This is a genomic window from Xenophilus sp. Marseille-Q4582 (assembly GCF_916700565.1).
Lineage (GTDB): Bacteria > Pseudomonadota > Gammaproteobacteria > Burkholderiales > Burkholderiaceae_C > Xenophilus.
Genome location: NZ_CAKAKO010000006.1, coordinates 309,932 through 328,352, shown reverse-complemented (window position 1 = coordinate 328,352; position 18,421 = coordinate 309,932). Strand labels below are relative to the sequence as shown.

The 18,421-nt window shown below is 67.8% G+C and carries 21 protein-coding genes and 2 tRNA genes; 14 read left to right on the top strand and 9 right to left on the bottom strand.

What is annotated here, in order from left to right; all coding sequences use genetic code 11:
- The first annotated feature begins 54 nt into the window (after positions 1-54).
- A complete protein-coding gene (locus LG388_RS26870) occupies positions 55-180 on the top strand; it encodes a YHYH domain-containing protein (RefSeq protein ID WP_370630218.1) in 126 nt (41 codons plus the stop codon).
- Between the two features lie 50 nt (positions 181-230).
- The gene (locus LG388_RS21680) at positions 231-944 is read left to right on the top strand and encodes an SOS response-associated peptidase (RefSeq protein WP_225784649.1); all 714 of its coding nucleotides are present in this window, start codon (positions 231-233) and stop codon (positions 942-944) included.
- Here the strand turns inward: LG388_RS21680 and LG388_RS21675 are convergent.
- The 3 genes from LG388_RS21675 to LG388_RS21665 form a co-directional block, all read right to left on the bottom strand.
- Complete coding sequence (locus tag LG388_RS21675; protein WP_225784648.1) at positions 941-1,195, bottom strand: hypothetical protein; 255 nt, start codon at positions 1,193-1,195, stop codon at positions 941-943. The two genes, LG388_RS21680 and LG388_RS21675, sit on opposite strands and share 4 nt — an antisense overlap.
- On the bottom strand, positions 1,195-1,395 hold the full coding sequence (locus LG388_RS21670) for a hypothetical protein (RefSeq protein ID WP_225784647.1): 201 nt from the start codon (positions 1,393-1,395) through the stop codon (positions 1,195-1,197). The genes LG388_RS21675 and LG388_RS21670 overlap by 1 nt, the downstream gene beginning before the upstream one ends.
- A gap of 73 nt (positions 1,396-1,468) precedes the next feature.
- Positions 1,469-2,029 carry a hypothetical protein gene (locus LG388_RS21665; protein ID WP_225784646.1) on the bottom strand — a complete coding sequence of 187 codons (561 nt, stop codon included), beginning with the start codon at positions 2,027-2,029 and terminating at the stop codon, positions 1,469-1,471.
- Between the two features lie 272 nt (positions 2,030-2,301).
- On the opposite strand from LG388_RS21665, the gene LG388_RS21660 reads away from it, so the two are divergent.
- From LG388_RS21660 to LG388_RS21645, 4 genes are all read left to right on the top strand, one after another.
- Positions 2,302-2,907 carry a Rha family transcriptional regulator gene (locus tag LG388_RS21660; RefSeq protein ID WP_225784645.1) on the top strand — a complete coding sequence of 202 codons (606 nt, stop codon included), beginning with the start codon at positions 2,302-2,304 and terminating at the stop codon, positions 2,905-2,907.
- A 78-nt stretch (positions 2,908-2,985) separates the two neighbouring features.
- On the top strand, positions 2,986-3,303 hold the full coding sequence (locus LG388_RS21655; RefSeq protein WP_225784644.1) for a hypothetical protein: 318 nt from the start codon (positions 2,986-2,988) through the stop codon (positions 3,301-3,303).
- Positions 3,300-3,869: a lysozyme gene (locus tag LG388_RS21650; RefSeq protein ID WP_225784643.1), complete on the top strand. Its 570-nt coding sequence runs from the start codon at positions 3,300-3,302 to the stop codon at positions 3,867-3,869. The genes LG388_RS21655 and LG388_RS21650 overlap by 4 nt, the downstream gene beginning before the upstream one ends.
- On the top strand, positions 3,862-4,404 hold the full coding sequence (locus LG388_RS21645) for a hypothetical protein (RefSeq protein ID WP_225784642.1): 543 nt from the start codon (positions 3,862-3,864) through the stop codon (positions 4,402-4,404). Before LG388_RS21650 ends, LG388_RS21645 begins: the two co-directional genes overlap by 8 nt.
- A gap of 14 nt (positions 4,405-4,418) precedes the next feature.
- Here LG388_RS21645 and LG388_RS21640 read toward each other — a convergent pair whose 3' ends face one another.
- Positions 4,419-4,724: a hypothetical protein gene (locus LG388_RS21640; protein WP_225784641.1), complete on the bottom strand. Its 306-nt coding sequence runs from the start codon at positions 4,722-4,724 to the stop codon at positions 4,419-4,421.
- A gap of 126 nt (positions 4,725-4,850) precedes the next feature.
- Here LG388_RS21640 and LG388_RS21635 point away from each other — a divergent pair, with 126 nt between their 5' ends.
- From LG388_RS21635 to rimO, 4 genes are all read left to right on the top strand, one after another.
- Positions 4,851-5,195 (top strand): hypothetical protein, encoded by a 345-nt coding sequence (locus LG388_RS21635; protein WP_225784640.1) that lies wholly within the window; start codon positions 4,851-4,853, stop codon positions 5,193-5,195.
- A gap of 604 nt (positions 5,196-5,799) precedes the next feature.
- On the top strand, positions 5,800-6,183 hold the full coding sequence (locus tag LG388_RS21630; protein ID WP_225784639.1) for a hypothetical protein: 384 nt from the start codon (positions 5,800-5,802) through the stop codon (positions 6,181-6,183).
- A gap of 94 nt (positions 6,184-6,277) precedes the next feature.
- Positions 6,278-6,811 carry a polyhydroxyalkanoate synthesis repressor PhaR gene (gene phaR, locus LG388_RS21625; protein ID WP_225784638.1) on the top strand — a complete coding sequence of 178 codons (534 nt, stop codon included), beginning with the start codon at positions 6,278-6,280 and terminating at the stop codon, positions 6,809-6,811.
- 53 nt (positions 6,812-6,864) lie between these two features.
- Positions 6,865-8,253, top strand: coding sequence for a 30S ribosomal protein S12 methylthiotransferase RimO (rimO, locus tag LG388_RS21620; protein ID WP_225784637.1), 1,389 nt, complete (start codon positions 6,865-6,867; stop codon positions 8,251-8,253).
- Positions 8,254-8,395: 142 nt separating this feature from the next.
- On the opposite strand, the gene LG388_RS21615 is transcribed toward rimO, so the two are convergent.
- Positions 8,396-8,480 (bottom strand) — tRNA-Leu (locus LG388_RS21615).
- 226 nt (positions 8,481-8,706) lie between these two features.
- Positions 8,707-8,791, bottom strand: a tRNA-Leu gene (locus LG388_RS21610).
- A gap of 115 nt (positions 8,792-8,906) precedes the next feature.
- Between LG388_RS21610 and rnr the strand changes: the two genes are divergently transcribed.
- Positions 8,907-11,189, top strand: a complete 2,283-nt coding sequence (rnr, locus tag LG388_RS21605) for a ribonuclease R (protein ID WP_225785159.1) — start codon at positions 8,907-8,909, stop codon at positions 11,187-11,189.
- Positions 11,190-11,224: 35 nt separating this feature from the next.
- Entirely contained in the window at positions 11,225-11,983 is a 759-nt protein-coding gene (locus LG388_RS21600) for an SDR family oxidoreductase (RefSeq protein ID WP_225784636.1), read from the top strand.
- Between the two features lie 71 nt (positions 11,984-12,054).
- On the opposite strand, the gene LG388_RS21595 is transcribed toward LG388_RS21600, so the two are convergent.
- The 3 genes from LG388_RS21595 to LG388_RS21585 form a co-directional block, all read right to left on the bottom strand.
- A complete protein-coding gene (locus LG388_RS21595) occupies positions 12,055-13,524 on the bottom strand; it encodes an NAD(P)H-hydrate dehydratase (RefSeq protein WP_225784635.1) in 1,470 nt (489 codons plus the stop codon).
- Between the two features lie 28 nt (positions 13,525-13,552).
- Positions 13,553-14,809 (bottom strand): D-amino acid dehydrogenase, encoded by a 1,257-nt coding sequence (locus LG388_RS21590; protein WP_225784634.1) that lies wholly within the window; start codon positions 14,807-14,809, stop codon positions 13,553-13,555.
- Between the two features lie 122 nt (positions 14,810-14,931).
- Positions 14,932-16,272 carry an amidase gene (locus LG388_RS21585; protein WP_225784633.1) on the bottom strand — a complete coding sequence of 447 codons (1,341 nt, stop codon included), beginning with the start codon at positions 16,270-16,272 and terminating at the stop codon, positions 14,932-14,934.
- Between the two features lie 255 nt (positions 16,273-16,527).
- Between LG388_RS21585 and rpsB the strand changes: the two genes are divergently transcribed.
- Both rpsB and tsf read left to right on the top strand, forming a co-directional pair.
- The gene (rpsB, locus tag LG388_RS21580) at positions 16,528-17,283 is read left to right on the top strand and encodes a 30S ribosomal protein S2 (RefSeq protein WP_225784632.1); all 756 of its coding nucleotides are present in this window, start codon (positions 16,528-16,530) and stop codon (positions 17,281-17,283) included.
- Positions 17,284-17,365: 82 nt separating this feature from the next.
- Positions 17,366-18,289: a translation elongation factor Ts gene (gene tsf / locus LG388_RS21575; RefSeq protein ID WP_225784631.1), complete on the top strand. Its 924-nt coding sequence runs from the start codon at positions 17,366-17,368 to the stop codon at positions 18,287-18,289.
- Positions 18,290-18,421 lie beyond the last annotated feature (132 nt).

Sequence of the window (18,421 nt, the reverse complement as noted above, 5' to 3'; positions counted from 1 at the left end):
TACCAATCGAAGACACAAACTGTCACAGTTGTGTCTTCACTACTGGAGAACTCCATGAAGAAGGTTGCGCTTTACTTGGCTCTGGCGATGGCGTGCGGGGCGGCGCTGGCTCACTCTGGCGGCACTGACAGGCAAGGTTGCCACGTCGACAGTCGGACGGGGGTACGCCACTGCCACTGAGCCCTTTGAGGAAAGGAGTTTGTCCAATTGAGGCGGCGTAGTATCCGCCCATGTGCAGCAACTACGAGCCCGTCACCCGCGCCGACCGCCTGTTGTCGTTCTTCGACGTGCTGCACAAGGATTCGCCCAGCATCGTGGCGTTTCCGACAGGGCTGGCGCCGTTCATCCGGCTTTCGGCGCTCGGCCACCGCGAGGCGCTGGATGGTCGGTTCGGCTTGCTGCCGTACTGGGCTAAGGAGGTGGCCTACGGCCGCCGTACCTACAACGCCCGATCGGAGACGGTGGCCACACTGCCGAGCTATCGGGCCGCGTGGAAGAAGGGCCAGCGGTGCATCGTGCCGGCCGAGACCATCTTCGAGCCCAGCTACGAGACGGGCAGGGCCGTCCGCTGGGGCATCCAGCAGCCCGGCCAGGTGCCTTTGGGCATCGCCGGCATCTACGAGAGCTGGAAGAACACCCAGACGCAGCAGGAGGAATTCAGTTTCTCCATGCTCACCGTCAACGCCGACGGGCACCCGGTCATGCAGCGCTTCCACAAGCCCGGCGACGAGAAGCGCATGGTCGTGATCCTGCACCCCGAGGACTACGACGACTGGCTCACATGCGCAGTCGACGAGGCGCCGAGGTATTTCAAGCAGTGGATGGGCCCGCTCGACACGTTTCCTGCGCCGCTTCCGCCGCGAGCACCCCGCACGAAGGCGGCCAACGACGAGCCGCCGCCCGTGGACAAGATCTCGGACGACGACGAGCCGCAGCTGTTCTAGAGGTCCAGCGGCACTTCCGTGCCATCGACGCTGACCAGCGCGGGCGCAGCGCCTTCCTGGCGCTCGATCTTGCAGCCGAGAAAGATGCCGGGGTTCACCGGCTCCATGCCCGCGCGCCCGATGGTCACGAGCCGCACCAGGTCGTCATGCTGGGCCGGCGTCAGCACGATGCGCTGCGGGTATTGGCCGTCGTGCGCCTGCCAGTGCGCGCGGATGGCCTGGGTCAGGACGTGATGAGTGCCGGCCGACATCAGGCGGGCACCACGGTGACGGGCCCGATGCCGCTGTAGACGGTCGCGCCCTTGGAGTCGGTGACGGTCCATCGCCCGTCGCGGCCGACGCCGGGAGTGACCTTGTAGTCGCCGACGCTCAGGGGGAGGGCGCGTTCTTCAAAAACGCTGTCGCTGTACCAGGTGGGGTGGCGGAGGGTGGCTGTGCCGAAGAGATCCATTTGACGATTGTCGCCCGCCAGACAACTGGCCCACCGCGATAGGCGAAAAAGCTCCCGACCGCGAACCGCGGGCTCAGATGCCGCGCACAAATTGCGCCTCAAGGGCGGCCGCTGTTGCCGTTTCCAGGGATGGGTAGCGCTCGATCATCTGTCTTGCAGTGATTCTCGAAATCACCGGCTCAATCATTCTCAGCTCTCGAATAGCGTTTGGGTCTATTGCCAACAGCTCGTCCGCGAGTTCGGCTGCGTGCTGATAGCTTGCTATCGTGGTGTTTATCTTGGCACCAAACACTTCGGAAACGTAATTGCGCGCGAAGCACGTAGCCAACCCTTCTTCAAGCACGTTCGCTTGAGAACTTCCGGTGGGCGACAAGAGATGAATGCACTCGTGCGCCAACTGGTAGCAGCCCAGAACCATGTCGTTTGCGGCATCGAAGCTGAGTTGGATCGCGATGAAATTGCAATTTCCAGGAAACCAAAGCTTAGGGCCTGATGCCTCGAATTCGATTCCCAGGATCGTATAGCTCATGTCGCGCGCTCCATGCGCTTGCTCTGCAAGCCTCAGCATATGCCCCAGCCGAGTGGTTAGCGTAAAGGAATAGCCGTTCTGAATCGGTTTGGCGATAAGCGTCATGCACCCAGTATGCAGGTTTTTGCGGGCAACTACGCGACCCCCCTTGAACCAGCCGCACCTCGCAACATAATGGGTCTCCGCCACGGGTCGCACCACGGCTTTTGACGGATCAGAGCCCTCAAGCTCTTGCAGTTCTGCCCCGAAAGGGGGTCATGGCTTTCCGTCATGCCGACCGCGACCCCGGAACTGCAAGACCTTGAGGGCTTTGTCGTTCCTGGCCGCTGCCCGCGGCGCTCGCGGGGTGATGCGCCTGTCGGCGCGAAGGAACGGCTTTGGACCAGATCGAAGACTTGACGATGTTCATCACGCGCGATGGCGCGGACCTCATTACCGATTCGCGCGCCGTGGCACTGGCGTTCAAGAAGCGACACAAAAACGTGCTGCAGACCATCGACCGGATGCGCGCCAGCGAGCATCCTGAGATCGCGGAGCATTACCGGCTGAATTTTCAGCCCACATCCTTTTCGGTCCCCGGGCCCAAGGGCGGCGTTCGCGTGGAGCCCATGTATCGGATGACCGCCAAGGGCATGTCCGAACTGGCGATGAGCTTCACGGGCGACGAGGCGCGCGTGGTGCGCATCCGGTTCGTGAACGCCTTCGAAGAGGTGGCGAACCGTTTGGCCCGAGCCGAACAGACGCTCACCGAACGCCTGCACGAGTTTGAGCGTCGCGCCATCCCTTCAGCGGCCAAGGGAAAGATCGGCTCGCGCCTGATGCACGAGCGCCGAAAGGAAAAGAAGGGCTTGGACCTCGAGGAGGCGATGCTCAAGGCGCAGGCACAGCCGGCCTTGCAGGGGCTGGCCCCGGCTCCTGACCTGGAGCGCCTGGGCCACGAACGCGCAGCGGCCAACGACGCGGAGAAGGACCAGCAGGCTTGACCCCCCTTGCCGCCTATGCGGGGCGGCCCGGACAATTCCGCTCGCACACACCGGGCTCGCGGTTCCCCAAGGAACCCCATGCCCACCCAATCGACGGCGCCGGCCGGACCCGGCAAATCCATCACCGCTACTGAGTTGGCGGTGATCCATGAGCGACTGGATGCCGGCGACAGCCGCATGCAGCGCATCGAGGAACGCATCGACGAGCAAGCTGCTGCTGCTCGCGCCAATGCCGAGAGCACCGCCGAACTGGTGGAGATGTTCAAGGCCTTCCAGGGCGCGTTCCGCGTTCTGCAGTACTTCGGCAAGCTGGCAAAGCCGTTGGGCGCCATCGTCGCGCTGCTGGCCGCCGTGGCCGGGCTCTGGACGGCGGCGAAGGGCGGTGGGCTGCGATGAGCGGCAAGCTGCGTTATTTCCCGCACCTGGCCGGCTCCCTTGTTCTGGTCGGGGCCGGAGTGCTGGGCCTGCTGAACAAGTGGGAGCCCGACCACGAGAACCCCGGCCTCGTCTACCCGGACACGCTGGCCGGCGGCCTGCCGACCGTCTGCAACGGCATCACCAAACACGTCACGGACGAGCCGCTGATCCTGGGCGACGTCTGGAGCGCGGAGCGCTGCGCCGAGGTGGAGGGCCGGGCGATCGAGAAAGGCCAGGTGGCGCTGGCGTGGTGCTTCAAGCGCCTGCCGCCCCAGTCGGTCTTCGACGCGGCCAGCTCGCACGCCCACAACGTGGGGATGGCCAATACCTGCGCGAGCCGCGCGATGGGGCTGTTCAACGAAGGCCGCTGGCGGGAGGGCTGCCTCGCATTGAGCCGCGCGCCCAACGGAACGCGCGTGTGGGCTTCGGTGAAGACCGGCAAGCGCCTGACCAATGGCAAGCCGGAGTACCGCGAGGTGCGCGGGCTGGGCCTGCGGCGCGACGACGAGACGGCGCACTGCTTGGGCGGCTTGGGCCATGCCTGACATCCGCAACCTGGCCATCTGGATCCTGCTCGCGCTGGCCGTGGCCGGCTGGGGCGGGGCCTGCGCTGAGCGCACGCGCGCGGGCGTGGTGACGAAGCAGCGCAACGATGCGCGCGAAGAGGCCAAGGGCCTGCGCGGCGCCATCGATGCCCAGAAGGCCGAGGCGGCAGCCACGCTGCGCACCCTGAACGCCAGCGTGCTGGCGCAGCAGAAGCGAATCGACGCCGCGCACGCGGCTCAGGAGAAGAACGATGCCCAGAACCTTGCGACTGTTGGCGCTCTGCGCGATCAGCTGCGCCGCGAGCGCATGCAACGTGGCGCCGAAGCAGCCGGACGTGGGGATGGTGGTGGTGGCGCCCCAGGCCAAGCCGGCGCCGGTGCCCACGCTGGTGCAGCAGGTGCAGCCCAAGCCGGTGGGCCACTTCCAGACGAGACTGCTGCAGAGGCGGAAGAGCGCGACGCCTACGACGCCGACGAACTGAACGAGGCCTATCGGTCGTGCCGCGTTCGGGTCATGCAACTTGCTGATCGGTAAGACAAAGGCCGCCATCAGAGATCAAGGATGTTGACATCGTGACCGCTTTTCGCGATCTCGACCTGAAGGGCCGCATCAACTATGTCAGCAACGCGCCTTGCAGAGACGGCGCAAGACCTTGAGGCGATAAAAGACAGCACGGTCAACACCGCAAAAGTTGGCGCGCCAAAGAGCCCCCATCCTTCCAGCGGCATTCTCCCGAAGGCCAGGCTCGCCACGAGCGATACCAAGCCCCCGATTGCCAGAGCATGCGACGCGTGTCGATTTCGGGTTTCGATAATGCCGAGGAGCACAACGAAGCGCTCGCTGTCCCTTGCCATTACGACTGCAGTCAGAAAATTAGCCTGCTTCGCCGCGGCGCGCGAGCTGCAGCGCAAGCCCGACCTGGCCGAGCTGCCGCCTGCGGACGCGGTTGCGCGGTGGCTCAAACCTGTGGAGGCACGACCATGCGGCTGACCGCGCCAGGTGCGACGCCTGAACAACTGGCCGCAGGCGAAGCCGCGGCCCGTGCCTATCTCGACGCCCAGGGCGTGACGCTGGAGCAAGTGTGCGAGGCCTGGGCGATCTACGAGAACTGGGTCACGGGGGCCCGGAAGCGGAGCGACCGGCCGCCCAAGGAGGGCGAGGACATCCGAGCCATCTTTGCAGAGGCCGGCCGCATCGCGGTCGACACCGCATTGCCGGAGCAGGCAGGTTCGGGTCACTGGCGCGGCCAGTTGGAGCCGTTCGAAGTGGGGCCGACTGTCGACCGGTGGCGGGGCTCGTTCGACCCGGACAGCGTGCCCTTCTGATGCGGAAGGGTGCACGCCGTGGGAGATTTCGGCGGGAGATTGGCGAGTATTCAGGGGTATCTCAGGGGGTCGAAGTGGCCTTGCCTCCCTGTAAGGCGTTGATGCGCAACGGGTGTCTCGTTGGTTCGAGTCCAATCGCGCCTACCAAGATTTCCGTTCTGAAACTGACCAGATTCAGACGCTGCAGGAAGTCTTGAAGAACTGAAAAGTTCGACTGCAGATAAAGCCGCCCTCACGGGGCGGCTTTTTCATTGGAGGTCCGAGTGGCATGCGCAATTCTTGGCATGCGTGCGATCGGTGTGCGGATGCCGGATATGCGCCGACAGCGCAACCGTTCAAGGCGCTCCATACTGCAGGTCTGTATGGACAAAGGAGCATTCCATGAAAAGAGTCCTTGCGCTGATTTCCGCTGTCTTGCTGATAGGGGGATGTGTGCATGTGCATGAAGGTCCTGGCGGCTATGGACCTTCCAAGCCCCATCCGCACGGTTGCCCGCCGGGACAGGCCAAGAAAGGCAACTGCTGAACGCAAGGCGGCGCCGGGCGGCGTGGACTCTGTGGTAGCTTGTGAACCGCTATCGTTTTTCTTGAGCAGGAAGCCGTTCATGGGTCCTGATGAAGAAGAGCCCGGCGTGTCAGCGGCCCCTGCGCAGGCCCGAGAGCGCTGGGTGGCGGCGCTGATGCGCCAGGCGCCGCTGGAGTTTGCGCGCGTGGTCTACGGGCTGGGTGACCGCGCGCATGGCCGCACGGGAACGGCGGCGGCAGCGGCCGTGCAGCGCGCGCAGCAGCAAGGCCTGAAGGTGACGCGCGAACGCGCAGAGCAGCGCGCGCGGGCGTATCTGCCGGTGGCGGGGCATGAGCACTGCCCGCGCTGCTGGGTGCTCGGCGGCGCCAAGAACCTGCTGCAAATGACCGTGGTGCGCCAGGAGGAAGGGCTGCAGACAGCGCGCTGCCCGCACTGCGCGGCGGAATACGTGAACGCGCCTTGAAGCGGTTCGCGCGCTCAGGGTAAACCTTGGCGCAGTGCAGCAATGCCGCTTCCTAGAATGAATCGAGCCCAACCCCGGTGCAGGAGTGTCGTAAGTGCAGAGCAAGAAGGCCGCTTCCAAATCGCCGATTCGCGTGATCAAGAAGTACCCGAACCGCCGGCTCTACGACACCGATTCCTCTGCCTACATCACGCTCGCCGAAGTCAAGCAACTGGTCATGGACCAGGCGCCTTTCGTGGTGCGCGACGCGAAGAGCGGCGATGACCTGACGCGCAGCATCCTGCTGCAGATCATCCTGGAGGAAGAGGCCGGCGGTGCGCCGATGTTCACCGAGCAGGCGCTGGCCGGCATCATCCGCTTCTACGGCCATGCCATGCAGAGCTTCATGGGACCGTACCTGGAGAAGAACATCCAGGCTATGGCCGAGGTGCAGAAGCAGCTGGCGCAGAACGCCCAGCCGCTGACGCCCGAGATATGGGCGCAGTTCATGACGCTGCAGTCGCCGGCATTGCAGGGGGCGCTGGGCACCTATGTCGAGCAGTCCAAGAGCATGTTCACGCAGCTGCAGGAGCAGATGCAGAAGAACGCCGATCAGATGCTTGGCGCGTTCGGCATCAAGCGGCCCTGAGTCGCGCGCAACGCCGCCGCCCGCTCCATGGGCGGAACTGGGACAATCAGGGGATGAGCGAAGTAGCCACCCCTGAACGAAGCCAAGCCGCCCCACGCGTGGGCTTCGTGAGCCTTGGATGCCCCAAGGCTCTGACCGATTCCGAACTGATCCTCACGCAGCTGAGCGCCGAGGGCTACCAGACCTCCAAGACCTTCGAAGGCGCCGATCTGGTGATCGTCAACACCTGCGGCTTCATCGACGACGCCGTGCGCGAGAGCCTGGACACGATCGGCGAGGCGCTGGCCGAGAACGGCCGCGTGATCGTCACGGGCTGCCTGGGGGCCAAGGCCGGCGAGGACGGCGGCAACCTGGTGCGCCAGATGCACCCGAGCGTGCTGGCCGTGACCGGTCCGCACGCCACGCAGGAAGTGATGGATGCCGTCCATGCCAACCTGCCGAAACCGCACGATCCCTTCGTGGACCTCGTGCCCCCCATGGGCATCAAGCTCACGCCCAAGCACTATGCCTATCTGAAGATCAGCGAGGGCTGCAACCACCGCTGCACCTTCTGCATCATTCCGTCGATGCGCGGCGACCTGGTGTCCAGGCCCGTGGGCGACGTGCTCAAGGAGGCGCACGCACTCTTCGAAGGCGGCGTGAAGGAACTGCTCGTCATCAGCCAGGACACCTCGGCCTATGGCGTGGACGTGAAGTACCGCACCGGATTCTGGGAGGGCAAGCCCGTCAAGACGCGCATGCTGGAACTGGTGCGCACGCTGGGCGAGATCGCCGAGCCGTACGGCGCCTGGGTGCGGCTGCATTACGTCTATCCCTATCCCAGCGTCGACGAGATCCTTCCCCTCATGGCCGAGGGCCGCGTGCTGCCGTACCTGGACGTGCCGCTGCAGCACAGCCATCCCGACGTGCTGCGCCGCATGAAGCGCCCCGCGAGTGGCGAGAAGAACCTCGAGCGCATCCTTCGCTGGCGCGAGCAGTGCCCGGAACTGGTGATCCGCAGCACCTTCATCGCCGGCTTCCCCGGCGAGACCGAGGCCGAGTTCGAGCACCTGCTCGATTTCATCCGCGAGGCCGGCATCGACCGCGCGGGATGCTTCGCCTACAGCCCGGTGCAGGGTGCCACGGCCAACGAACTGCCGGGCATGCTGCCCGAGGCCGAACGCGAGGCGCGCCGCGCGCGCTTCATGGCGGTGGCCGAAGCCGTGTCGACCGAGCGGCTCAAGCGGCGCATTGGCGCGCAGATGCAGGTGCTGGTGGATTCGGCGCCTGCGCTGGGCCGCAAGGGAGGGGTGGGGCGCAGCTATGCGGATGCGCCGGAGATCGACGGCATCGTGCGCCTGCTGCCGCCCGAGAAGATCAGCAAGCAACTGCGCGTGGGGGAGTTCACGCGGGCGCGCATCGTGGGCACGCAAGGGCACGACCTGGTGGCCGTGCCGGTCTGATTCGAGAGGCAAGGGATTCACGGCGGCCCGACGGGCCGTCGCGGTTGGTTGCCGAGGCCGCCGGTTTCGCCCGCAGCGGTCTGCGCGCAAAGACAGCAGGCAAGAAAAAAGCCACTGACCGAAGTCAGTGGCTTTCTCTTTTTGGTGCCCAGGAGAGGACTCGAACCTCCACGATGTTACTCGCTAGTACCTGAAACTAGTGCGTCTACCAATTCCGCCACCTGGGCATGAAGTCAAGAAGCTTCGCTTCTCATCTTCTGTGTTTCAGCAAGCCTTAGATCATAGCACAAGAAAAATCAGTTTGAGAAATTTTCCTTGCGGCTTGAGCAATGTGCCCCCGATCAGGCCCTGCTTGCGTTCTCACGCGTCTGTTCTGAATGCGCCTTGCCGCGAAGCCGCGGCGCTGGAGCCGTTAAAAAAGCCACCGCACATGCCGGTGGCTCTTGTCTTGTCTGGTGCCCAGGAGAGGACTCGAACCTCCACGATGTTACTCGCTAGTACCTGAAACTAGTGCGTCTACCAATTCCGCCACCTGGGCCTCACACAACTGAAAGACCGTTGCTCCTGAGGATTCATTCGCCTGGTTTTTCAGTTATGTTCTGTGTTTCAGAACAGAAGGTGATCATATCAAAAGTTTGGCCCCCTCCGGCAGTCTGCTGGAAGAATTCGAAGGAACGGTCCTGGGTCATCGTGACGGCCACGGTTTCGTGCAGCGTGACGATGGCGAGGCCGATGTCTACCTCCCCCCCAATGAGATGCGCGCCGTCCTGCACAAGGACCGCGTGAAGGCGCGCGTGGTGCGCACGGACCGGCGCGGCCGTCCCGAGGGGCGCGTGGTCGAAATCGTGGAGCGCCCCGAGCAGCCGCTGATCGGCCGCCTGCTGCATGAAGGCGGCATCTGGCTGGTGGCGCCCGAGGACAAGCGCTACGGGCAGGACGTGCTCATCCCCAAGGGGGCGACCGGCACGGCCAAGACCGGCCAAGTCGTGGTGGTGCAGCTGACCGAGCCGCCGGCGCTCTTCGGCCAGCCGGTGGGGCGCGTGACCGAGGTGCTGGGCGAGATCGACGACCCGGGCATGGAGATCGAGATCGCGGTGCGCAAGTACGGCGTGCCCCACGAATTCTCCGAAGCCTGCCTGGCCGAGGCGAGGGCGCTGCCCGACAAGGTGCGCGCCGCCGACAAGCGCCACCGCGTGGACCTCACGGACGTGCCGCTGGTCACCATCGACGGCGAGGACGCGCGTGACTTCGACGATGCGGTGTACTGCGAGCCGATGAAGATCGGCCGCGGCAAGTCGGCCAGGAATGGCTGGCGCCTGCTGGTGGCGATCGCGGACGTCAGCGCCTACGTGAAGACGGGTTCGCCCATCGACATCGATGCGTACGACCGCGCGACCAGCGTGTACTTCCCGCGCCGTGTCATTCCCATGCTGCCGGAGAAGCTGTCGAATGGCCTGTGCTCGCTGAACCCCGAGGTGGACCGCCTGTGCATGGTCTGCGACATGGTGGTCAATGCCGAGGGCGAGATCGAGGCCTACCAGTTCTACCCGGCCGTGATGTGGAGCCATGCGCGCTTCACCTATACGGAGGTCGCGGCCATCCTGGCCAACACGCGCGGCCCCGAGGCCGCCAAGCGCAAGGAGCGCGTGCAGGACTTGCTGAACCTCGCGGACGTGTACCGCGCGCTGCTCAAGCAGCGCGGCAAGCGCGGCGCGGTGGACTTCGAGACCACCGAGACGCAGATCGTCTGCGACGAGGCCGGCCGCATCGAGAAGATCGTGCCGCGCGTGCGCACCGAGGCGCACCGGCTGATCGAGGAGGCCATGCTCGCGGCCAACGTGTGCAGCGCCGACTTCATCGCGCAGGGCAAGCACCCGGGCCTGTTCCGCGTGCACGAAGGCCCGACGCCCGAGAAGAAGGAGATCCTGCGCAACTACCTGCGCGCCATGGGTGTGGGCATGTCCATCAGCGACGAGCCGCGCCCCTCCGAGTTCCAGGCCATCGCCGAAGCGACCAAGGAGCGGCCCGACGCGCAGCAGATCCACACCATGCTGCTGCGCTCCATGCAGCAGGCCATCTACACGCCCATCAACAGCGGACACTTCGGGCTGGCGTACGAGGCCTACACGCACTTCACGAGCCCGATCCGGCGCTACCCGGATCTGCTCGTGCACCGCGTGATCAAGGCCATCCTGAGCAAGACGCGCTACCAGCTGCCGCTGCTGCCCACGCCGGGCGAGGCGCATGCCAAGCTGGCCAAGCGCCTGGCCGCGCGCGTGAAGGCGCCCACGGCGCGCCTGGCCAAGCCGGCGGGCGACACGCCCAAGGACATCCAGGGCTGGGAAGCCGCGGGCCTGCACTGCAGCGCCAACGAGCGCCGCGCCGACGAGGCCAGCCGCGACGTGGAGGCCTGGCTCAAGTGCAAGTACATGCGCGAGCACCTGGGCGAGGAGTACGGCGGCGTGGTCACGGCCGCGACCACCTTCGGCATCTTCGTCACACTGGACGCCATGTACGTCGAGGGCCTGGTGCACATCACCGAGCTCGGCGGCGAATACTTCAAGTTCGATGAGGCGCGGCAGGAACTGCGCGGCGAGCGCACCGGCATCCGCTATGCCATCGGCACGCGCGTGCGGGTGCAGGTCAGCCGCGTCGACCTGGACGGGCGCAAGATCGATTTCCGGCTGGTGCGCGATGGCGAGGAGCTGGCCGCGCGCGCGCTGCGCGACAAGGGCGTCGCGCCGCCTTCCGGTGTGCCGGCCAAGGCCTCGGACAAGAAGCGGCAGTCGCGCAGCAAGGCGCGGGACGGCCGCGAGGGTCGCGACGGACGCGACGCGGCCGGCGGCCGCGCGGTGTCGCCCGTGCAGGCACTGAAAGCCGCGGTCAAGTCGGCCGCCGGCAAGGTCAAGAACAAGCGCAAGGGTCCGCGCGCCTGAGCGGGCGGTGCGCAACAAGCAAGCAGGAGATCGGCATGAGTGAGAAGACTTCCCGCGTGGCCATCGTCACCGGCGCGGGCACGGGCATCGGCCGCGCCGCGGCGCTGGCTTTGCTGGACGACGGCTGGACCGTGGCCCTGGCGGGTCGCCGGCCCGAGCCGCTGGAGGCGGTGGCCGACGAATCGGGCGCCGGTGCGCGCGCCTTCGCGGTGCCCACCGACGTGGCCCACCAGCCTTCGGTGCAGGCGCTGTTCACCGCCGTGGTGGAGCGCTGTGGCCGCGTCGACCTGCTGTTCAACAATGCCGGCGTGAGCAACCCGCCCGGGCCTTTCGAGGACTGGACGGCCGAGCAGTGGAAAGGCGTGGTCGACATCAACCTCAACGGCATGTTCTATTGCCTGCAGCAGGCCTTCCGCACCATGAAGGAGCAGTCGCCGCGCGGCGGGCGCATCATCAACAATGGCTCGATCTCGGCCACCACGCCGCGCCCCAATTCCGAGGCCTACACGGCCACCAAGCATGCCGTGGCGGGGCTGACCAAGACCGCATCGCTCGATGGCCGCAAGTGGGACATCGCGGTGGGCCAGATCGACGTGGGCAACGCGATGACCGAGCTGGCTGCGCGCATGGCCAAGGGGGTGCCGCAGGCCAACGGCGAGATCGCCATCGAGCCCATGATGGACGTGAAGATCGTGGGCCAGTCGGTGCTCTACATGGCCAACCTGCCGCTGGAAGCCAACGTGCTCTTCCACACGGTGATGGCGACCAAGATGCCCTTCGTGGGGCGTGGCTGAGCGCGCGCCGGGCGCTGCAGTCATGCCCCGGCGGGCCGGGCCATCGGCGCCTTGCAGGCCCGCTCTGCCTTTCAGGCCGGCGCAGCGACCTCGGAGCCCGGCCAGCGTTGCGCCAGCGCCGAGGCGGTGAGCGCCGTGCCGGCGGGCCAATGGTCGGCCAGCGCGCCGTGGCGCCATGCGGCCTCGCAGGCGGCGTCCTGCGCATCCCGCCCTTGGGCCAGCAGGGCGCCGATGAAGCCGGCCAGCACGTCGCCGGTGCCGGCGCTGGCCAGGCGCGCGTTGCCCGTGGGGTTGAGCACGGGCAGGCCGTCGGGGGCCGCGATCACGCTGCCGGAGCCCTTGAGGACGACCGCGCTCTCGAACTGCCGGGCCAGCGTGCGCGCGGCCTGCAGACGATCGGCCTGCACCTGAGGCGTGTCACTGCCCAGCAGCCGGGCCGCTTCCAGCGGGTGCGGGGTGAGCACGGTGGGCGCTTGGCGCTGGTGCAAGGCGGCCTGAAGCGCCGGCTCGGCCGCCAGCGCGTTCAGCGCGTCGGCGTCGAGCACCAGGGGGCCCGCGTGCTGCAGCAGCCGGGGCAGGTGCCCGGCGACCGCCGTGCCGCCCCCGCAGCCGCACACGACCGTCTGCCCGGGCAGCGGCAGCGCGTCGGCGCTGCGGAACATCAGCTCGGGCAGGACGGGGTCCAACGCTGGCGCAGCCGCATCGAGCGCGCCGATGAACACGCGCCCGGCGCCCGCGTGCAGTGCGGCCATGGCGGCCAGCAAGGCCGCTCCGGCCATGCCGGGCGCGCCGCCGATCACGGCCACGTCGCCATAGCTGCCCTTGTGCGAGCCATGCATGCGGGGGCGGACGGCGGGCGCGCCGGCCAGCCGGGCGTCGGCCAGCGCAAGCGCGGCCTCGCGGCCGGCGCCCAGGTCGTCGAACCAGAGGGCGCCGCAGCGGTCGCGGCCCTGGTGCGTGAACTGGCCCGGCTTGAGGCTCAGCAGGCTCAGGCAGTGGCGCTGCGCCGCCTGGGGCAGGGCGGGGGCCCGGCTGCCGCCGGTGTCGGCGTCCAGCCCGCTGGGCAGGTCGACCGCCAGCACGGGCGCGTCGGCTGCATGCATGCGCTGCAGCCAGTCGGCCAGGTGCCCCTGCGGCGCGCGGCGCCCGCCCAGCCCGAGCAGCGCGTCGATGGCCAAGTCCCACCGGGCCGGCGGCGTGTCGCTGAAAACCACCCCCGCCGATTGCGCACGCTCAAGGGAGGCGCGCGCATCCTGCGGCAGCCGCGCGGCGTCGCCGCGCCAACTGACGAGGGGCGCGAAGCCGCGCCGCAGCAGCTGCAGGGCCGCCTCGAAACCGTCGCCGCCGTTGTTGCCCGGGCCGCACGCCACCCACACCGTGCGCGCATGCGGCGCCAGGGCCATCGCCAGGCGCGCCACGGCCAGTCCGGCGCGCCGCATCAGCGTGTGCGGCGGCAGGGCAGCGGCGGCCTGGGCTTCCAGCTGGCGCGTGGCGGCCGTGCCGAGCAGCGGGGCGGCCGTGTGGGCGGTGATGCGTTGCATGGCCGCATTGTGCGGCGCAGCTGGGGCCTCAGCGCCCTTGGAAGCGCTCCAGGCCCAGTCCTTCGAGATCGATCTCCGGCGCGCGGCCGGCCACCAGGTCGGCCAGCACGCGCGCGCTGCCGCAGGACAGCGCCCAGCCGCTGGAGCCATGGCCCAGGTTCAGCCACACGCCGGGCACGCCGCTCGCGCCGATCAGCGGCGGGCCGTCGGGCAGCATGGGGCGCGCGCCTTTCCAGTGCTGCACGCCCGAATCGAGCTGCGCGGCGCCTGGGAACCAGTCGTGCAGCACCTTGTAGAGCGTCTGGACCGCGGCCGGATGCTGGGTGGCGGCGTCACCGCCCAGTTCCGCGCTGCCGGCCACGCGCACCCGCAGGCCCAGGCGCGAGATGGCGACCTTGAAGCGCTCGTCCATGATGGCGCTGCGCGGCGCATTGAGCGGCTCGCGGATGGTGGCGGTGATGGAATAGCCGTAGACCGGCACCACGGGCAGCTGCAGGCCCAACGGGCGCAGCAGCGCCGGCGATTCCACGCCCGCGCAGACGATCACGGCGTCGTAGGGCACGGCGTCGGAGCCGGCCGCCAGGCGCAGCGAGCGCGGCTCGGCCGGGCTCAGCGGCGCGATGTGCGAATCGAAGAAGAATTGCACCCCCAGCGCCTCGGCTTCGCGCTTGAGCAGCAGCGCGAACTGGCGGCAGTTGCCCACCTCGTCCTCGGGCAGGTGGATGGCGCCGAGCAGGGAGGTGTGCGTGGACAGGGCGGGCTCCAGCCGGCGGGCCTCGTCGGCGTCGATCTCGCGGAAGACCGCGCCCGCTTCGCGCAGCACGTCCAGCCCCGGGCGCACCAGCTTCTGCTCGCGCCTGTCGCGCAGCAGCACCAGGTAGCCGTCGCTGCGCTCGTAGGCCAGCTCGCGCTGCGCCACGATGTCGTGCAGGCGCGACCGGCTGTAGAAGGCCAGGCGCTGCAGGCGCGCGCGGTTGGCCAGGTAGTTCTCCAGCCTGCAGGCGCGCCGCCACTGCTGGATCCAGCGCAGGTGCTGGCCCGCAAGCGGCCAGCGCAGCTTGATCGCGCCATGACCGGACAGCAGCGACTGCAGCACCTTGCGCTGCATGCCCGGAGCGGCCCAGGGCGTGACGTAGCCGGGCGCGACCACGCCGGCATTGGCAAAGCTGGAGGCTTCGGCCGCGGCGCTGCGGCGGTCGAAGACCTGGACCTCGTGGCCGTCGCAGGCCAGTTCCCAGGCGGTGGTGACACCGACGATGCCGGCGCCCACGATGGCGATCTTCATGATGGTGGGGAAAGCAGCGCAGCGCCGTGCTGCGGCAGGACGGGGCGCTCAAAGGCACGCCCATGCGTGCCGGGACGGCGAGCATAGTCGAGGCGGCGGCCCGGCCGGCGCCGGCCGGGGACTCAGGCGCCTTGCGGCCCGGCCAGCAGCGCTTCGACCTGCAGCGCGATGCGCAGCACCGCCTCATCATGCAGAGCGGCGTGCCAAATCATCAGGCCCACCGGCAGCTCGCCGGCGACATGGCAGGGAAGGGAGATCGCGCAGCCGTCCAGCATGTTGACCACGGACGGATTGCGCAGCAGCAGCGCGTTGATGCGGAAGAACTCGGCGTCGCGTTCCTCGCCCGGAGCCACGCCGGCCAGCGCAGGCGCGGTGATGGGCACGGTGGGCGACAGCACGGCGTCGTAGGGCGCCAGGGCCTGCGTCATGCGCGCGATCCAGGCCGCCCGCGCGCGCACCAGGTCCAGGTATTCCCAGGTCTTCATGGTCGCGCCCTTGAGGATGCGCTGCGCCACGCGGGGGTCGTAGCCGGCGCCGCTGCGCTCGAGCAGCAGGCGGTGCCAGGCGTAGCTTTCGGCGGCCGAGAAGCCGCCGGTCGCATTGAGGCCGGGCAGCTCGGCCAGCGGCGGCAACTCGATCGTGTCGATGCGCGCGCCGTGCGCACGCAGCCGCGCCAGCGTGCGCTCGAAGGCCCCGCGCACGGTCGCGTCCGCTTCGTCCAGGAAGAGCGGCTGCACCACGGCCAGGCGCAGCGCAGCCAGCGCCGGGCCTTCGCGCCGCACGCGGCGATCGGCCAGGATCTCGTGCACCAGGATCGCGTCGCGCACCGAGCGCGTCATCGCGCAGGCGGTGTCGAGCGTGGTCGACAAGGGCAGGGCGCCGTCGGTGGGCACCAGGCGGGCCGTGCTCTTGAAGCCCACGATGCCGTTGAGCGCGGCCGGGATGCGGATGGAGCCGCCCGTGTCCGAGCCCAGGCCGACGAAGGCCGCGCCCGTGGCGACCGAAATGCCCGCGCCGGACGAGGAGCCGCCGGGCACGCGCACCGTCTGCGCATCGGCGGCGTTGGCGGGCGTGCCGTGGTGCGGGTTCACGCCCACCCCCGAGAACGCGAACTCGGTCATGTTCGTGCGGCCGATGAGCACGCCGCCGGCGGCGCGCAGCCGGGCGACGGCGACGGCGTCGCGCTCGGCCGGCGCCGCGTGGGCCAGCACCTGGGAGCCCGCCGGCGTCGGCTGGCCCTGCACGTCGAACAGGTCCTTGACCGAGAACGCGAGGCCGGCCAGCGGCTGGCCCGGCCGCGCGGCGAAGGCCTCGCGCCGGGCACTGTCGAAACAGGTGCGCACGAAGGTGTGGGCATTGGCGGGCGACTGGGCGCTGGCGATGGCGGCGTCCAGGCATTGCACCGCATCGGTGCGGCCGGCCCGCAGGGCCTCGCGGGTGGCATGAAGATCGAGGGGGGACACGGTGCGCGAATGTGAAGGTGGAAAGCGAAGACGGAAAAGGAGGGAAGGGCGCGGGGCGGCCGGCCCAGCCCCGGATGCTATACTCCGCGGGTTTCGCCGAGCGCCGTGCGCTGCATTTTTGACGATGCAAGCCATGCGCCGCGGCGGAATCCATCCGCGAACCCGCCCCCTCAAGGTGTTCGTTGCCATCCGGCCCCGGCCGGATGCCGCCACGAAAACGGGCGGGCTTCAAGACCCAACCTTTGGAGAAATTCAATGTCGACCACCATGCGCGAAATGCTGGAAGCCGGTGTCCACTTCGGTCACCAGACCCGCTTCTGGAACCCCAAGATGGCCCCGTACATCTTCGGCCATCGCAACAAGATCCACATCATCAACCTGGAAAAGTCGCTGCCGCTGTTCCAGGAAGCGCAGAAGTACGCCAAGCAGCTGGCGGCCAACCGCGGCACCATCCTGTTCGTGGGCACCAAGCGCCAGGCGCGTGAACTGGTGGCCGACGAGGCCCGCCGTGCCGGCATGCCCTACGTCGAGACCCGCTGGCTCGGCGGCATGCTGACCAACTTCAAGACCGTCAAGACCTCCATCAAGCGCCTGAAGGACATGAAGGCGCAGCAGGAAGCTGGCCTGGAAGGCCTGTCCAAGAAGGAACAGCTGACCTTCACGCGCGAGATCGAGAAGCTCGAGAAGGACATCGGCGGCATCCAGGACATGGGCGCGCTGCCCGACGCGATCTTCGTGATCGACGTGGGCTTCCACAAGATCGCCGTGTCCGAAGCCAAGAAGCTGGGCATTCCGCTGATCGGCGTGGTGGACTCCAACCACTCGCCCGAAGGCATCGACTACGTGATCCCCGGCAACGACGACTCGTCCAAGGCTGTGGCGCTGTATGCGCGCGGCATCGCTGATGCGATCCTCGAAGGCCGTGCCAACGCCGTGAACGACGTGGTCAAGGCCGTGTCCGAAGGCGGCGACGACGAGTTCGTGGAAGTCGAAGAGGGCGCTTCGGCCTGATTGCGGCCGGACGCACGCCTGAAGAAGGGGCTTCGTTGCCCCTTTTTTTTAACCAAATTCTGAAGACAGACGGAGTATTCAAATGGCTGAAATCACCGCAAAGATGGTCGCCGAGCTGCGCGCCAAGACCGACGCCCCGATGATGGAGTGCAAGAAGGCCCTGACCGAGGCCGGCGGCGACCTGGAAAAGGCCGAGGAACTGCTGCGCGTCAAGCTGGGCAACAAGGCCGGCAAGGCCGCCGCCCGCATCACGGCTGAAGGTGTGGTGGCTGCCTTCATCGAAGGCAACACCGGCGCGATCATCGAAGTCAACAGCGAAACCGACTTCGTCAGCAAGAACGATTCGTTCATCGCCCTGGCCCAGGCCGCGGCCGAACTGATCGCCAAGAACAATCCGGCCGATCTGGCCGCGCTGGGCGCGCTGCCCTACAACCAGGACGGCTTCGGCCCCACGCTGGAAGACGTGCGCAAGGGCCTGATCGGCAAGATCGGCGAGAACATGAGCTTCCGCCGCTTCAAGCGCTTCGACGGCGGCGCCAAGCTGGCTTCGTACCTGCACGGCACGCGCATCGGCGTGATCGTCGAGTTCGAGGGCGACGACGTGGCCGCCAAGGACGTGGCCATGCACGTGGCCGCCATGAAGCCCGCGGCGCTCACGGCGGCGGACGTGCCGGCCGAGCTGATCGAGAAGGAACGCGCCGTGGCCGCCGGCAAGGCCGAGGAAGACCGCAAGGCCGCCGAAGCGGCCGGCAAGCCGGCCCAGCCTGCCGACATCGTCGCCAAGCGCATCGAAGGCGGCGTGCAGAAGTTCCTCAAGGAAGTTTCGCTGTTCAACCAGGCCTTCGTGAAGAACGACAAGCAGACCGTGGAGCAGATGCTCAAGGAAAAGGGCACGACGGTGAAGAGCTTCACCCTGTACGTGGTGGGCGAAGGCATCGAGAAGAAGGCCGACGACTTCGCTGCCGAAGTGGCTGCACAGGTGGCTGCCGCCAAGGCCGCGGCCTGATCGCCGCCAGGGGCGGGAGGTGTGGACGCGTCCGGGACGCGTTCCCGCCCCCGCCCTTTTTCGTGGCCGGCCCGGGCCGGCCAGACGCATCCCCTTGTGGGACCGGGCCGCGATGGCGCGCCCGACGGGGCT

Bases quoted from the DNA above. Each gene is read 5' to 3' on its own strand.
- LG388_RS26870 (WP_370630218.1), top strand. From the start codon at position 55: ATGAAGAAGGTTGCGCTTTACTTGGCTCTGGCGATGGCGTGCGGGGCG.
- LG388_RS21680 (WP_225784649.1), top strand. From the start codon at position 231: ATGTGCAGCAACTACGAGCCCGTCACCCGCGCCGACCGCCTGTTGTCG.
- LG388_RS21675 (WP_225784648.1), bottom strand. From the start codon at position 1,195: ATGTCGGCCGGCACTCATCACGTCCTGACCCAGGCCATCCGCGCGCAC.
- LG388_RS21670 (WP_225784647.1), bottom strand. From the start codon at position 1,395: ATGGATCTCTTCGGCACAGCCACCCTCCGCCACCCCACCTGGTACAGC.
- LG388_RS21665 (WP_225784646.1), bottom strand. From the start codon at position 2,029: ATGACGCTTATCGCCAAACCGATTCAGAACGGCTATTCCTTTACGCTA.
- LG388_RS21655 (WP_225784644.1), top strand. From the start codon at position 2,986: ATGCCCACCCAATCGACGGCGCCGGCCGGACCCGGCAAATCCATCACC.
- LG388_RS21650 (WP_225784643.1), top strand. From the start codon at position 3,300: ATGAGCGGCAAGCTGCGTTATTTCCCGCACCTGGCCGGCTCCCTTGTT.
- LG388_RS21645 (WP_225784642.1), top strand. From the start codon at position 3,862: ATGCCTGACATCCGCAACCTGGCCATCTGGATCCTGCTCGCGCTGGCC.
- LG388_RS21640 (WP_225784641.1), bottom strand. From the start codon at position 4,724: ATGGCAAGGGACAGCGAGCGCTTCGTTGTGCTCCTCGGCATTATCGAA.
- LG388_RS21635 (WP_225784640.1), top strand. From the start codon at position 4,851: ATGCGGCTGACCGCGCCAGGTGCGACGCCTGAACAACTGGCCGCAGGC.
- LG388_RS21630 (WP_225784639.1), top strand. From the start codon at position 5,800: ATGGGTCCTGATGAAGAAGAGCCCGGCGTGTCAGCGGCCCCTGCGCAG.
- rimO (WP_225784637.1), top strand. From the start codon at position 6,865: ATGAGCGAAGTAGCCACCCCTGAACGAAGCCAAGCCGCCCCACGCGTG.
- LG388_RS21600 (WP_225784636.1), top strand. From the start codon at position 11,225: ATGAGTGAGAAGACTTCCCGCGTGGCCATCGTCACCGGCGCGGGCACG.
- LG388_RS21595 (WP_225784635.1), bottom strand. From the start codon at position 13,524: ATGCAACGCATCACCGCCCACACGGCCGCCCCGCTGCTCGGCACGGCC.
- LG388_RS21590 (WP_225784634.1), bottom strand. From the start codon at position 14,809: ATGAAGATCGCCATCGTGGGCGCCGGCATCGTCGGTGTCACCACCGCC.
- rpsB (WP_225784632.1), top strand. From the start codon at position 16,528: ATGTCGACCACCATGCGCGAAATGCTGGAAGCCGGTGTCCACTTCGGT.
- tsf (WP_225784631.1), top strand. From the start codon at position 17,366: ATGGCTGAAATCACCGCAAAGATGGTCGCCGAGCTGCGCGCCAAGACC.